Source organism: Paenibacillus sp. EC2-1, assembly GCF_049311625.1.
Classification (GTDB): domain Bacteria; phylum Bacillota; class Bacilli; order Paenibacillales; family Paenibacillaceae; genus Paenibacillus_AQ.
On record NZ_CP186006.1, the window covers coordinates 1995952 to 2010146 of the forward strand.

The following is a 14195-nucleotide window of genomic DNA, read 5'->3' on the forward strand; positions in this document are numbered from 1 at the left end:
GGAATAACAATTCAGGAGGTACCCCTATGTTTACACAGGGAGTGGAAACCATCATTGAAGCAGCAGTCAAGAAAAAGGAACAGATGAGTGCCAGTATGACTCGTTATATAGTCTCAGCTATGCTTGCCGGCGCCTATATTGGAATTGGAATCATTCTGATCTTTAAGTTGGGAGCTCCGTTTGCAGTAGAGGGATCACCGCTACAGACTTTAGTCATGGGTGCATCATTCGGGATTGCGTTGACATTAGTTGTTTTTGCAGGAGCGGAGCTGTTTACCGGTAACAATATGTTTTTCACGATGAGTACTCTAGCTGGGCGAACATCCATCAGAGATACATTGAAGAACTGGGTGATCGTATTCCTTGGTAACCTTGGTGGGGCAGTGCTTCTTAGCCTGTTGATATGGGGAACCGGCTTGTTTAAAGCTATTCCATCGGATCATTTGCTCTTTACGGTTGCAGCTAATAAGATGAATACACCGTTTATGGAGCTGTTTTTCCGAGGCATCTTGTGTAATTGGCTTGTCTGTCTCGCGCTGTGGATGGGAAGTCGTGCGAAGGAGGACACTGCGAAGCTCATACTGATATGGTGGTGCTTATTCGCCTTTATTGCTACGGGTTATGAACACAGTGTAGCGAATATGACACTTCTGTCCTTGGCAACGATACTACCCGGCCATCCAGAAACGATTTCAATAACCGGCTGGGTTAGCAATATGATCCCAGTTACGCTTGGTAATATTATTGGAGGAGCCTTGTTCGTTGGGATGGCATACTGGTTCATTTCGCCGGTAAAAGGAAAAAAGATAATGTAATTTACATCAAAACATAAAGAGAAGGGACGTTCTAAAGCCAGATGTGTGGCTTACAGAGCGTCCCCTTTGGTTATATCCTCCAAAACAGTCTACCGGTGTTCTACTAAGTCAATCGCACCCAGTACGATATGGGCAAGACCGAACCCGAGAATTCCCGTTGCGGCAAGTTTGTACTTACTGCTGCTAAATAGAGCGGCGCCAGAAGCAGATACTACTGTTCCAAGAACGGCAGGAATCAAACCTTCTCTCATGCGAAACACTCCCTAGTGATTGATTTGGAAAGACCTCGTTATTGTGGACTGTGTATCGTTTTTTATGCACACCATAACAAAAAGACACCCAGAATCACATTTCATATTCGGGTGTCTTTAAGCTATCTATACAAACAGATTAGATCCGGCAAATTTCATGCGGGCATAGTTCACAGTGGCATATTTCTTGAAGTGCAGCTAAGTCTTTAATAACGATCATCCCGCTGATATATTCCACAACATCTTTCTTACGAAGATCACTGAGCATTCGGTTTACGCTCTCACGAGTAGCTCCGATCATATTTGATAGATCTGTATGTGTAATTTTCTTATTAATAAGAATCGATTGATCTTCAAGCGTCTCACCATAAGTGTTACTAAGACGGATCAGCGTTGAGCTAAGGGCACCCGGTTTACCATACATCATAAGGTCTCTAAATTTCGTTTGTGTAATACGATGATGGATTCCCATCCATTTCATAAAGTCGATCGCAAAATCACAGTGTTGGCAGATAAGGATTTCTAAATCTTTATGTTCAATGACTCCGACTTCACTTTCTTCAAGAACTTCAGCCGAGAAGCTGTGCTTCGTGCTAAAGAATGGATCCGCCTGACCAACCATGTCGCCAGCTTGATACATATATAGTATAAGTTCTTTTCCTTCGTCAGTCGATTTCGTTAATTTAATACGCCCACGCTTAATGTAATATAATTTATCTGAAAAATCACCTTCCCAGAAGAGATGTGATCCTTCCGGTATGATACGATCCTTCATGCTTACAAGCAGACGATTTAGATTTTGCTCCGAGAAACAGCTGGTATTTCCTTGGGTTACCATGACACTATCCAATGTTTTCATGTCTATATCCCCTAACTCCTTCATATTTTCGGTTAAATTTAAATTAATTATAACGTGAATACATTCACTTGTGGGGGAGGAAACCAAGGTAAAAGTGGCGAAATTTCAAACATTGTGATTATTTTCACTTTAAACAAGGGGGAACAAGTGCAAGAATACACAGACAAATGCATCATAGAAGCGATGTAAGCGTTTCAAACCATTTCAGAAAAAACATTTAACTTTGTGAAATAATTCACTATCTTTTTAGAGATCCCTGTGATATGATCAAGGTGTAGAGAGATAATAAACATTTTTTTACAGGAGGATGAGGGGAATGGCTATCAAGAACAATGGAGTTACTCAGGTAAAGGAGCAAACAGCAGGTGAGTATATTCAGGGTTTAATTGACAAAGCGAAACGCGCAAGTGAACAGTTTAAAGCTCTCAACCAAGAGCAGATTGATGGGATTGTTCAAGCAATGGCACTTGCAGGTCTAGAGAAACACATGCATTTAGCTAAATTGGCAGTGCAAGAAACTGGGCGAGGTGTCTATGAAGACAAAATCATCAAGAATATGTTCGCTACTGAATACATCCACAACAGCATTAAATATGATAAAACCGTTGGCGTAATTGAAGATAATCCATACGGTAACTATCAGAAGATTGCTGAACCTGTTGGGATCATTATGGGGATTACACCTGTAACGAACCCAACGTCAACCACCATTTTTAAAGCTCTCATATCCATTAAGACGAAAAATCCAATTATCTTCGGGTTCCATCCATCCGCACAACAGTGCAGCCGGGAAACAGCCAAGATATTGCTGGAAGCAGCGGTGAAGCACGGTGCACCGGAAGATTGTATTCAATGGATCGATGCTCCATCCATGGATAAAACCAATACACTAATGAACCATCCTGATGTTGCATGTATCCTGGCAACTGGTGGATCTGCAATGGTTAAGGCCGCTTACAGCTGTGGTAAACCAGCGCTTGGAGTAGGACCTGGTAACGTGCCATGCTTTATCGAAAAGTCTGCCAATCTTGATCAAGCCGTTAATGACCTTATCCTCTCGAAAACTTTTGACAACGGTATGATCTGTGCATCGGAACAGGCTGTTATTATAGAAGAAACTATTTTTGAACAAGTGAAGAAAAAGATGATTGCTAGCGGTTGCTACTTCGTGAATAAAGAGGAAGCTGCTAAGCTAACCGCTGGTGCTATCGTAGCAGATAAATGTGCCGTAAATCCGGCAATCGTAGGTCAACCAGCAACGAAGATCGCTGAAGCATGCGGTATTGAAGTGCCGGAAGGAACGAAAATCCTTGTTGCTGAGATTGAAGGTGTAGGACCGAAGTTCCCATTGTCGGCTGAAAAGCTTAGCCCAATTCTAGCTTGCTACAAAGTGAAGAATGCAGAGCAAGGGATAGAACGTGCTGCTGAAGTCGTTGCTTTTGGTGGTATGGGTCACTCTTCGGTAATCCATTCGAACAATGATGAAATCATTCAAAAATTCTCGAATCGTATGCAAACTTGCCGTGTGCTTGTGAATCAGCCATCTTCGCAAGGCGGAATTGGTGATATCTATAATACTAACCTTCCATCGCTTACACTCGGTTGTGGATCGTATGGACGCAATGCAACATCTTCGAACGTAAGTGCTGTCAATCTCATTAACGTGAAAAGGGTGAATCATCGTACGGTGAATATGCAGTGGTTCAAAGTGCCGAATAAAATCTATTTTGAAAAAGGATCAACACAGTATCTTGCTAAAATGCCGGACATTACTCGGGTAGCGATTATAACGGACCCCATGATGGTAAAACTCGGATATGTGGAGAGAGTTGAACATTATCTGCGTCAGCGTCAGATTCCTGTTGCTATTGAAGTATTCTCTGAAGTAGAGCCAGATCCATCGACAACAACGGTTGAACGTGGTGCTGAGATGATGAAGAGATTCCAACCTGACTGCATTATCGCACTTGGTGGGGGATCGCCGATGGATGCTGCTAAAGCGATGTGGTTGTTCTATGAATATCCAGATACAGATTTCAATAACTTAAAACAGAAATTCATGGACATCCGTAAACGGATTTACAAATACCCTCGTCTCGGTCAAAAAGCGAAGTTTGTTGCGATTCCAACAACATCTGGTACAGGATCGGAAGTAACCTCGTTCGCAGTTATTACCGATAAAGTGCTTGGAAATACGAAGTATCCTTTGGCTGACTACGAGTTGACACCTGATGTAGCGATTATCGATCCGGAGTTTGTATACAGCTTGCCAAAAACGGCTGTTGCCGACACGGGTATGGACGTTCTGACACACGCGATCGAAGCTTATGTATCGGTTATGGCAAACGACTATACCGATGGTCTTGCAATCAAAGCAATTCAACTCGTATTCCAGTACCTTGAACAGTCGGCCCTGACAGGCGACAAATTGGCTCGTGAGAAAATGCATAATGCTTCTACTTTGGCAGGTATGGCCTTTGCGAACGCATTCCTTGGTATCAACCACAGCTTGGCTCATAAATGGGGCGGGCAGTACCATACGGCTCACGGACGTACCAATGCGATTCTAATGCCACACGTTATTCGTTACAATGCTAAGAAGCCTACGAAATTTGCTGCTTGGCCTAAATATACTCACTTCGTTGCGGATGAAAGATATGCTGAGATCGCACGCATTCTCGGATTACCAGCTCGTACAACGGAAGAAGGGGTTAACAGCTTGATTAATGCCATTCGTGAGTTGAACAAGAAACTGGGTATTGAAGAATCGTTCCAACAGCTGGGCATTGATCCAGTGGACTTCGAAAATCGGGTAGAGTACTTGGCTGATCGTGCATTTGAGGACCAATGTACGACTGCGAATCCAAAGCTGCCACTTGTAACTGAGCTGGCTGATGTTTATCGCAATGCATTCTATGGACGTTTCTAACAGAAACGACAACTAACAAACAGCCCTTAACACAACGTGACTAATATCACCAATCTTGTGATATTAGTCACAGATGTATATATTGAACAGGACTACAATAAAAGTGTAAAAACAATCTCAGATGATAATTCTTACAGTTTCAAGTTCGCAATCAAACAGGGGATAGCGCCCAACATTGTGAAAAGCGTCACATTTATTGATCTGGGATGTTGGACATGAGAAGATATACCATAAGCTCATGCCTCAACAACAGAACATAAATTGGAGGGATCAGAGATGTCGGTGATTGAGAAAGAAATTAAAGACGTTCAGTCCGGTTGGAGAGGGTTCAAAACAGGTAAGTGGGCAAAAGCAGTAGACGTAAATGACTTTATTGCTTTAAATATTGAGCCATATTACGGTGTTGATGACTTTTTGGTTGGACCTACAGCGAATACAACAGCATTATGGGATATTGTATCCGATCTAACCAAAAAAGAGCGTGAAGCGGGCGGCGTATTGGATGTGGATGTAAACACACCTTCTACGATTGTGTCGCACAAACCAGGCTATTTGGATAAAGAGAAGGAACAAATCGTTGGTGTACAAACCGATGAGCCTTTTAAACGTTCGATTCAGCCATTTGGCGGAATTAAAATGATGATTGATGCTTGTAACGCCTATGGTTTTGAACTTCCAGCAAGCATCGTGGATATGTTCACAAATATTCGTAAAACGCATAACCAAGGTGTATTTGATGCCTACACTCCTGAGATGCGTGCAGCACGTAGAGCAGGTATCATCACTGGACTTCCAGATGCATACGGACGTGGACGTATTATCGGTGACTATCGCCGGATCTCACTATACGGTATTGACTTCCTCATTAAAGATAAATTGAAAGAACTAAGCAGCCTCGAAGTTGATGTGATCGATGAGCCAGTGATCCGTCTTCGCGAAGAGCTGTCAGAGCAAATCCGCGCACTGAAAGAATTGAAGCAAATGGCGGAAATGCATGGCTTTGATATTTCCAAGCCGGCAACAACAGCTAAAGAAGCATTCCAGTGGTTGTATTTTGGTTACCTGGCTGCAATTAAAGAACAGAACGGTGCAGCGATGTCCCTTGGACGTGTATCCTCGTTCTTGGACATTTACATTCAGCGCGATTTGGCTGAAGGTACACTGACTGAAGAAACAGCACAGGAACTGGTTGACCACTTTGTCATGAAACTTCGTATCGTTAAATTCTTGCGTACCCCAGATTACAACGATTTGTTCAGTGGTGACCCTACTTGGGTAACAGAATCCATTGGCGGTATGTCTGTGAATGGTGAAACACGTGTTACGAAGAACAGCTTCCGTTTCTTGCACACCCTTTACAACCTTGGACCTGCCCCAGAACCAAACTTGACTGTATTGTGGTCAGAGAAATTGCCTGAAGGATTCAAGAAATTCTGTGCAAAAGTATCTATCGAGACAAGCTCGATTCAATACGAGAACGACGATCTGATGCGTCCAATCTACGGTGATGACTATGGTATTGCTTGCTGCGTATCCGCTATGCGTATCGGTAAACAAATGCAGTTCTTCGGAGCTCGTGCGAATTTAGCTAAAGCCCTTCTGTATGCTATCAATGGTGGTCGTGATGAGAAATCTGGTGCACAAGTAGGACCTGAATTCCCTGCTATCACTTCCGAGTACCTGACTTATGATGAAGTCATGAAACGCTTCAAACCAATGATGGAATGGCTTGCGAAGCTGTACATGAATACACTTAACGTAATTCACTATATGCATGATAAATATTCTTATGAGCGGATTGAAATGGCTCTGCATGACCGTGATATCCTCCGTACTATGGCATGTGGTATCGCTGGCCTGTCCGTTGCAGCAGACTCACTGAGTGCCATCAAACACGCAAAAGTGAAACCGATCCGTAATGAGGAAGGTATCGCTGTTGATTTCGAAATCGAGGGAGATTTCCCTTGCTACGGTAATAACGATGATCGTGTAGACAGCATTGCTGTTGAATTGGTTGAGACCTTCATGAGCATGATCCGCAAACATAAAGCTTACCGTGATGCATTGCCAACACAGTCTGTACTCACCATCACTTCGAACGTTGTATACGGTAAGAAGACAGGTACTACACCAGATGGACGTAAAGCGGGAGAACCATTTGCTCCAGGTGCGAACCCAATGCATGGACGCGACAAAAAAGGTGCACTTGCTTCCTTGAGTTCTGTAGCTAAGTTACCTTATGAACACAGTTTGGACGGAATTTCGAATACATTCTCCATTGTGCCGAAAGCACTTGGTAAAGAGAAAGATATTCGTGAGAAGAACTTGGTAGCTATGATGGATGGATATTTCGGTAGCAACGCGCATCACCTTAATGTAAACGTATTTGATCGTGAACAACTGATGGATGCGATGGAGCACCCAGAGAACTATCCTCAGTTGACAATCCGTGTATCTGGTTATGCAGTGAACTTCATTAAACTGACCCGCGAACAGCAGCTAGATGTTATCAACCGTACTTTCCATGGTTCGATGTAATAAGGACGGGTAATGTATTAACAATTCTTGGCTTGTCACAGAGCGGATACGGAAAGGATGACATCATATGATAAAAGGTCATGTGCATTCCATAGAAACGTTTGGTACAGTGGACGGTCCGGGTATCCGCTTTGTACTCTTTATGCAAGGCTGCTTGCTCAAGTGCCAGTATTGTCATAACCCGGATACTTGGGCATTGAATGAAGGACAGGAGATGGAAGTTGAAGAGGCGCTTGCTGAAATAGAGCCATATCTTCAGTATTACCGTTCTTCCGGTGGTGGTCTCACGGTTTCAGGTGGAGAGCCAACCCTACAATATCCTTTCGTTACACAGGTGTTTAAGGAAGCTAAGCGTCGTTGGAATCTTCATACTACACTTGATAGTAACGGTTACAATGAACCGGAGAAAATCCGTGAATTGCTTGAGAATACAGACTTGGTATTATTGGATCTGAAGCATATTAATGATGAGAAGCACATTAAACTGACAGGAAAGTCGAATGAACGAACTTTGAAGATGGCACGCTGGCTTTCCGATAATGGTCGTAAGATGTGGATTAGACATGTATTTGTTCCAGGTATCCATGACCAAGAAGAAGATTTGCTTGAGCTCGGGCGTTTCATTGCAACTTTGAATGGGGTAGAGAAGTTCGAGATTCTTCCTTATCATCAGATGGGAATATATAAGTGGGAAGCTTTAGGAAAAACATATCCACTCGATGGAGTGCCTACGCCAACCGAAGCAGAGGTTGCACGGGCTTATGAGTTAATTGAGAAGGGTAGAATGGAAGTTCTATCGGTATAGGATTCATATATAATCATACTTGGTCATGTTACACATACCCTTGCCTATTCAGGCAAGGGTATTATTGTTTTATTAGAAGATTTTATCCCTATGTAAGAAAAATATAGTTCTATCGTAACTTGAAACCGCTTTCTATAATGAATATATAAACACAAACATTTTTTAGGAGGGTCAAATAATCATGAAGAAAAAAAGCCTAGCACTGATGATGTCGCTGCTTTTGGTTACTTCGGCTTTTGTGTCTGGTTGCGGTAGTAACAAGACAAGTGAAGAACCAGCTAAAGGAACAGATACACCGCCTGCAGCAAGTACCGAACCGTTTGAAATGACAATTCGACACACACAAGTTGGCGATGCTAAGAAATTCAGACTGGCTTTACTTCAAGATGTCGTGAAGAAGACGGAAGAAGCAGTACCTGGATTGAAACTAAATCTGGATGCTGTAGATTCGGAAGTGAATCGTAAAGAGAAGCTGAGAGGCGAGATGGCTTCCGGTAAACCACCTGAGATTTTTGATGTGTTTGGTAGCCCTGATGCTGGTGTGTATGCGAAAGAGGGCTTGATGCTGGATATTACACCGATCATTGAAGAGCTTGGTATTAAAGATAAATTCACAACTTTGGATCCATTTACACGTGAAGGTAAAGTATACGGATTGCCAATTGGTGGTTCAATCGAAGGGATCTTTTACAATAAAGAGTATTTTGACCAAAAAGGATTAACGGTTCCTAAAACACTTGCTGATCTAGAGAAGATTGCTGAGACCGTTAAAGCTGATGGTAAAATTCCATTTGCACAGTCCTCTAAAGATGCTTGGATTCCGTTAATGACAACAAACAATCTATGGGCTTACTATGCAGGACCAGAGATTACTTACGGATTTAAGACTGGTGAGACGAAGTGGACGGATCCTAAAGTGGTAGAAGGCGTGAAGAAGCATCAAGAGTGGGTTGAAAAAGGGTACTACAAAAAGGGTGAGCTTGGGTTCGAATATGCAGATATGAGAAACCAAATCATTTCCGGCGAAGCGGTCATGATGATGGACGGTTCTTGGGCTAACAGCGTATTCAGAGATCCGAAACAAGCTGGTGATATGGTAGGAAAGATTGGATTTTTTAACCTGCCTCCTGTAAATGAAGGTGATCCGGTAGTTGTCATGCAAGATGCGAACAATGGTTATGGCTTCTCAGCTTCTATTCAGGATGACCCTAGAAAGATGGCTGCGGTAAAAGAATTCATCAAGAACATGTGGACGGATGAAATGCAGCTTCGTGGTCTGAAAGAAGATGGCGTATTGCCAGCGATGAAGATGGATGTAGCGACAATGAACTCTACGTCTGATGAGGCGATCATGCAGGATATCTTCAAAGCCGTAAGCGAAATCGACAAATCATTCCCTGCGTTTGATGCATTGGTTCAAGCAAGTGTAAATACGGCACTGAGCCTTGGAATTCAGCAGGTGATCGGCGGCGAAATCGATGCTGAGAAGATGCTCCAAGATGTACAATCTGCACAAGATGCAGCCAATTCATCTGAAGAGTAATTAAGGAAGAATAGTTAGGGAGAGGGCGCACCCGCTAGACTGGGGGTGCCCTTTCCGCTAAGTATAAGACATGAAACTACGGAGGTTACCATGAATAAAGCGCTGAGAAATCCTCTGATTTATATTCTGTTTGTTCTGCCGGCATTCATCTTGTTCTTGGCCTTTTTCATCTATCCTATTTATACAGCGATCGATAACAGTTTTACGAGCTGGAATGGGATATCTAAAGACGTTAAGTACATTGGTTTTGACAATTACACGCGAGCATTTGATGATATTGCTTTTTGGAAATCCGTTAGAAATAATGTGTATTTCATTCTATTTTCATGTTTTATCCAGGTTCCTATAATTATTTTCTTCTCATTACTTATTGCAAATGTTAAGAAACTTAAAGGTCTTTATAAAACGGCTGTATTTGCTCCATCTATCATGTCCACCGCTGTAATCGGTATTTTGTGGGGCTTCATTTATAACCCAGACTTCGGTTTAATGAATGAAATCGTGGGTTTGTTTGGAGTCGAGCCGATCTACTGGCTGTCTGAGAAGAAATGGGCTATGATCTCGATTTTGATAACTAACGCCTGGCAGTGGACCGGATTTTATATCGTTATGGTGCTTGCCGCGATTATTTCGATACCTAAAGAATTAGATGAGGCAGCTGCGATTGACGGTGCAACCGGATTTCAGAGAGCAATCAAAATTACACTTCCACTAATTATGCCGATTATATCCGTTGTCATTATGTTATCTATCGCTGGAGCGATGAAAGCTGCAGACATTGTTCTCGTTATGACCAAAGGTGGTCCTTTTGGTTCAACTGATGTAATGGCAACCTACATGATTCGATATGCTATTACGAGCTTCCAGCATGGATTCGGAAATACAATTGCTGTTCTAATCTTTGTATTCACCATGATAATAACGGTAGTTTATCAGTTGCTGATTGCAAGACGTAACGAAAGGATTGAATACTGATGAGAGCATTGAAAAAATCTATCCCACACATCTTTTTATTAGCTTACATGCTCGTCATTTTATATCCTTTTCTCTTCGTATTATTCTCTTCCGTGAAAGTGGATAATCAAGCAATAGCAACGAATCCCTTCGGACTTCCGAATACATTCGTATTTGATAACTATGTAAATGCTTGGGTGAATGCCAAGATTAGCACTTATTTCTTTAATAGTTTGTATATTGGTATCTTATCTGCGTGTTTATCCATTCTGTTTGCGGCAATGCTAGCTTTTGCAGTAACTCGAATGAGATATAACCGAATCAGCGCGATTATATTTCAGCTCATATTAATCGGTATGTTGATTCCGAATAACTCCCTCTTACTACCAATTTACGGTATAATGAAAAAACTAGATATCCTTAATACACATATGGCTCTGATCTTGCCTTATGTTGCGAATGCTATCCCGTTCTCCGTAATCATTCTTGCCGCCTTCATGCGTTCATTGCCTGGTGAGATTGAGGAAGCGGCTGTAATTGATGGATTACGATCGGGTGGCTTATTTATGAGAATTATTCTCCCATTGACAGTGCCAGCCATCGTAACGGTTTTTATTATTAACTTCCTAGGTAACTGGAACGAGTTCTTGTTAGCTAACTATTTCTTATCGAACGAAGAACTAAGAACACTTCCTGTCGGCATGGTCGGATTTAGGGATGCGTACAATACGAATTACGCGCAGATGTCTGCCGGAATTGTATTTAGTGTACTGCCTGTCCTAATTATATATGCGATTCTTCAAGAGAAGATCATTGAAGGAGTAACAGCAGGCAGTGTGAAAGGTTAATTTACAATGAATTAGGGGATTGTGTATGAACCTGAGGAACAAGTTGTTTACAGCATTTTTAGGACTAATCATCATTCCTTTACTTGTATTGGGTTTGTTCACCTTCTTTGTCACGTATAACTCAATAGAGAAGAAATACAGTCAGCAAGCCGAATACTCCTTAAAAGCGATCAGTTACAGTATATTAAATGTATTTGATGAGATGGAGAATGTAACGGATAGTGGTATCGCATCATCGGTTTTTACAACTGCGCTAAAAGCCGATGATCCGGATTCTCAAGACTTTATTACGAACTCGGAACAACTAACATTGAATGCGAGTCAGCGGAATTTCCGTAACCTTCTATACAACCATCCAGCCATCAGCTTTGCATTTCTATACAATATGAATAGAGAGTCGAGTCATGTGCCGTTATTTACGAAGGAGAATTTCGGTGCCCTTCCGTTTACCGAGTTCAAACAGAGTCATCTCTACGAGGAAGTCATTAAACTTAACGGGGTTCCAAAGTGGATCGCACCGCATGAATATCCTGAACTCAGTGGAATGGAGCCTGTATTTACACAAATTCGACTTGTGAAGAACATGGAGACTTTTCGTAAAGAAGGGATTCTCGTTGTGCAGATTAAGCGACTTGAATTCGAACGGATTTTCCGTAATTTGACGATTCCGAATAATCTGCAAGACACATCGTTCTTACTTGTGAATGATGAGGGTCTGATTCTTTTTGATCCAAGAGAGCAAAATGACGGAAATAATATGAACACGTTCATGAAGCATGATATCGATTATCAATCCGAATATCAGAGCTTTAAGTCTCAATTTAATGGAGAAGAGAGTGTTGTATCGATCCATAAGCTTGAAGGGTATCCATGGAGCGTGGTTTCCGTAACAAAATGGGATTCGTTATCCCAAGAGGTCACCTCCTTTGCAAAGTGGTTTATTGTCATTCTAGGTCTTTGCTTAATTACGGCAATCGCCTTTAATAAATTTTTCATGAACCGTATTACAGGAACGATCGCAGTCATTGTTCGTTTTATGCGCCGCGTGGAAGATGGGGACCTGAGTGCTAGGGTTGAGGAAAAGGGTGAGGACGAGCTCCTCCTCTTATCAAAAGGATTTAACGATCTGATGAATCGTATCAATCGATTATTCGACCAGATTCGTAATGAGCAGCGATTGAAAACAGAAGCGCATATGCGGTTGTTACAAGCTCAGATTAAGCCACATTTCCTTTTTAATACGCTAGAATCTATCAATGTTCTTGCTGTTCAGAATGAGGGACGTAAAGTCAGCGAGATGGTATATCGTTTGGCTAGCATTTTACGAATTAGTATTCAGGATAAAGAAGAGATTACACTGGAAGAAGAACTGAAGTATTTAAGAAGTTATTTGGAGATCCAGAAGTTCCGTTTCGAAGATGTGTTTGATTATGAGATTGATGTGCCCAAAGAGTTGTTGTCGTGCCGAATCATGAAGCTAACTCTGCAACCGCTTGTCGAGAATAGCATTCAGCACGGCTTTGAAGGCATTGATTACACAGGGAAACTTTTGATCAAAGCATGGAGTGAACGTGGGAATCTGATTGTTAGTGTTGAGGATAATGGTCTGGGGATGTCTTCTAAGCAGCTGTCGGTCTTTGAATATATGATGCCTGAAGATAAAGAATCGCCTCTTATGGATGGAAAGGACTTAAAGTTGAATCAGGAAAGACGGGGGCTTGGTATTCGCAGTGTCGCCGATCGAATTCGAATTCAATATGGTGATGGATATGGGTTATTTATATGCTCAAGCCAGCCTGGAGGTACAGTGATACATTGTGTGATACCCAATTATGATGGGGGGGAAGGGCAACGTGCTAAAGGTATTATTGGTTGATGATGAGGCCCCTATTCTTAATAATCTTAACAAGGTCGTTCCTTGGAAGGATATGGGCATGGAAGTGGTTGGACTTGCTCGAAGCGGGATGGAAGCTCTTGTCATTGCAGAAGAGCATGATCCTGATTTAGTTTTATGTGATATACGTATGCCGGTGATGGATGGATTAACGTTTATCATGAAATTAAGAGAAAAAGGAAGCACAGCAGAAATATTTTTGCTCACGGGTTATCAAGAGTTTGAATATGCTCGTGAAGCAATCAAGTTACGTGTTAAGGATTATATTAGCAAGCCGATTAATTATTTTGAGTTACAAGATCGAATTCGTGAGATCGGTGATGAGATCCGGAAGAAGCAGGTGAAAGAGAAATACTTCACTTCGGTTTCTTTAATCGATAGTGATCCAGATCCTGATTCAGTCAAGAAGCCACCCGAACAATTGATGATGTCCGCTCTTGATTACATTAATACACATCTCGGTTCGGATTTGGGGATTGAGGAGCTTTCAGACTATCTTGGAATTAGCTCCAGTTACTTCTGTCTATTGTTTAAGAACCATGTGGGTATCACTTTTGTTGAGTACCTAACGAAGCAGCGTATGGAAGCAGCCAAGTTCCTTCTAACGAACAGCGATAAAAATATCGCTCAGATTGGTGCATTTGTCGGTTACCATGAACGGCGCTATTTCACAAAAGTGTTTCAGAAGGCTACCGGAATGACGCCATCCGAGTTCAGAGAAGTATGCGGAAGCTCTAATGCGTTGTAAGATGTTGTTTG

General features: G+C 42.0%; 11 protein-coding genes. 9 read left to right on the forward strand and 2 right to left on the reverse strand.

What is annotated here, in order from left to right; genetic code table 11:
• The first annotated feature begins 26 nt into the window (after positions 1 to 26).
• Positions 27 to 815 carry a formate/nitrite transporter family protein gene (locus tag ACK8P5_RS09360; protein ID WP_422660670.1) on the forward strand — a complete coding sequence of 263 codons (789 nt, stop codon included), beginning with the start codon at positions 27 to 29 and terminating at the stop codon, positions 813 to 815.
• An 89-nt stretch (positions 816 to 904) separates the two neighbouring features.
• Here ACK8P5_RS09360 and ACK8P5_RS09365 read toward each other — a convergent pair whose 3' ends face one another.
• Both ACK8P5_RS09365 and ACK8P5_RS09370 read right to left on the reverse strand, forming a co-directional pair.
• Positions 905 to 1066, reverse strand: a complete 162-nt coding sequence (locus tag ACK8P5_RS09365) for an asparagine synthase (protein WP_422660671.1) — start codon at positions 1064 to 1066, stop codon at positions 905 to 907.
• A 139-nt stretch (positions 1067 to 1205) separates the two neighbouring features.
• A complete protein-coding gene (locus ACK8P5_RS09370) occupies positions 1206 to 1925 on the reverse strand; it encodes a Crp/Fnr family transcriptional regulator (protein WP_422660672.1) in 720 nt (239 codons plus the stop codon).
• Between the two features lie 316 nt (positions 1926 to 2241).
• Here ACK8P5_RS09370 and adhE point away from each other — a divergent pair, with 316 nt between their 5' ends.
• The 8 genes from adhE (at position 2242) to ACK8P5_RS09410 (ending at position 14184) form a co-directional block, all read left to right on the forward strand.
• Positions 2242 to 4854: a bifunctional acetaldehyde-CoA/alcohol dehydrogenase gene (gene adhE, locus ACK8P5_RS09375; RefSeq protein ID WP_422660673.1), complete on the forward strand. Its 2613-nt coding sequence runs from the start codon at positions 2242 to 2244 to the stop codon at positions 4852 to 4854.
• A gap of 276 nt (positions 4855 to 5130) precedes the next feature.
• A complete protein-coding gene (gene pflB, locus ACK8P5_RS09380; RefSeq protein ID WP_422660674.1) occupies positions 5131 to 7392 on the forward strand; it encodes a formate C-acetyltransferase in 2262 nt (753 codons plus the stop codon).
• A gap of 67 nt (positions 7393 to 7459) precedes the next feature.
• A complete protein-coding gene (pflA, locus tag ACK8P5_RS09385) occupies positions 7460 to 8197 on the forward strand; it encodes a pyruvate formate-lyase-activating protein (RefSeq protein WP_422660675.1) in 738 nt (245 codons plus the stop codon).
• Positions 8198 to 8378: 181 nt separating this feature from the next.
• A complete protein-coding gene (locus tag ACK8P5_RS09390) occupies positions 8379 to 9740 on the forward strand; it encodes an ABC transporter substrate-binding protein (RefSeq protein WP_422660676.1) in 1362 nt (453 codons plus the stop codon).
• A 90-nt stretch (positions 9741 to 9830) separates the two neighbouring features.
• Positions 9831 to 10715 (forward strand): carbohydrate ABC transporter permease, encoded by an 885-nt coding sequence (locus ACK8P5_RS09395; RefSeq protein WP_422660677.1) that lies wholly within the window; start codon positions 9831 to 9833, stop codon positions 10713 to 10715.
• Positions 10715 to 11542 (forward strand): carbohydrate ABC transporter permease, encoded by an 828-nt coding sequence (locus tag ACK8P5_RS09400; protein WP_422660678.1) that lies wholly within the window; start codon positions 10715 to 10717, stop codon positions 11540 to 11542. The genes ACK8P5_RS09395 and ACK8P5_RS09400 overlap by 1 nt, the downstream gene beginning before the upstream one ends.
• Positions 11543 to 11567: 25 nt before the next feature.
• A complete protein-coding gene (locus tag ACK8P5_RS09405; RefSeq protein ID WP_422660679.1) occupies positions 11568 to 13418 on the forward strand; it encodes a cache domain-containing sensor histidine kinase in 1851 nt (616 codons plus the stop codon).
• The gene (locus ACK8P5_RS09410; protein ID WP_422660680.1) at positions 13396 to 14184 is read left to right on the forward strand and encodes a response regulator transcription factor; all 789 of its coding nucleotides are present in this window, start codon (positions 13396 to 13398) and stop codon (positions 14182 to 14184) included. Before ACK8P5_RS09405 ends, ACK8P5_RS09410 begins: the two co-directional genes overlap by 23 nt.
• Positions 14185 to 14195: the final 11 nt, after the last annotated feature.

Bases quoted from the DNA above. Each gene is read 5' to 3' on its own strand.
- ACK8P5_RS09360 (WP_422660670.1), top strand. From the start codon at position 27: ATGTTTACACAGGGAGTGGAAACCATCATTGAAGCAGCAGTCAAGAAA.
- ACK8P5_RS09365 (WP_422660671.1), bottom strand. From the start codon at position 1,066: ATGAGAGAAGGTTTGATTCCTGCCGTTCTTGGAACAGTAGTATCTGCT.
- ACK8P5_RS09370 (WP_422660672.1), bottom strand. From the start codon at position 1,925: ATGAAAACATTGGATAGTGTCATGGTAACCCAAGGAAATACCAGCTGT.
- adhE (WP_422660673.1), top strand. From the start codon at position 2,242: ATGGCTATCAAGAACAATGGAGTTACTCAGGTAAAGGAGCAAACAGCA.
- pflB (WP_422660674.1), top strand. From the start codon at position 5,131: ATGTCGGTGATTGAGAAAGAAATTAAAGACGTTCAGTCCGGTTGGAGA.
- pflA (WP_422660675.1), top strand. From the start codon at position 7,460: ATGATAAAAGGTCATGTGCATTCCATAGAAACGTTTGGTACAGTGGAC.
- ACK8P5_RS09390 (WP_422660676.1), top strand. From the start codon at position 8,379: ATGAAGAAAAAAAGCCTAGCACTGATGATGTCGCTGCTTTTGGTTACT.
- ACK8P5_RS09395 (WP_422660677.1), top strand. From the start codon at position 9,831: ATGAATAAAGCGCTGAGAAATCCTCTGATTTATATTCTGTTTGTTCTG.
- ACK8P5_RS09400 (WP_422660678.1), top strand. From the start codon at position 10,715: ATGAGAGCATTGAAAAAATCTATCCCACACATCTTTTTATTAGCTTAC.
- ACK8P5_RS09405 (WP_422660679.1), top strand. From the start codon at position 11,568: ATGAACCTGAGGAACAAGTTGTTTACAGCATTTTTAGGACTAATCATC.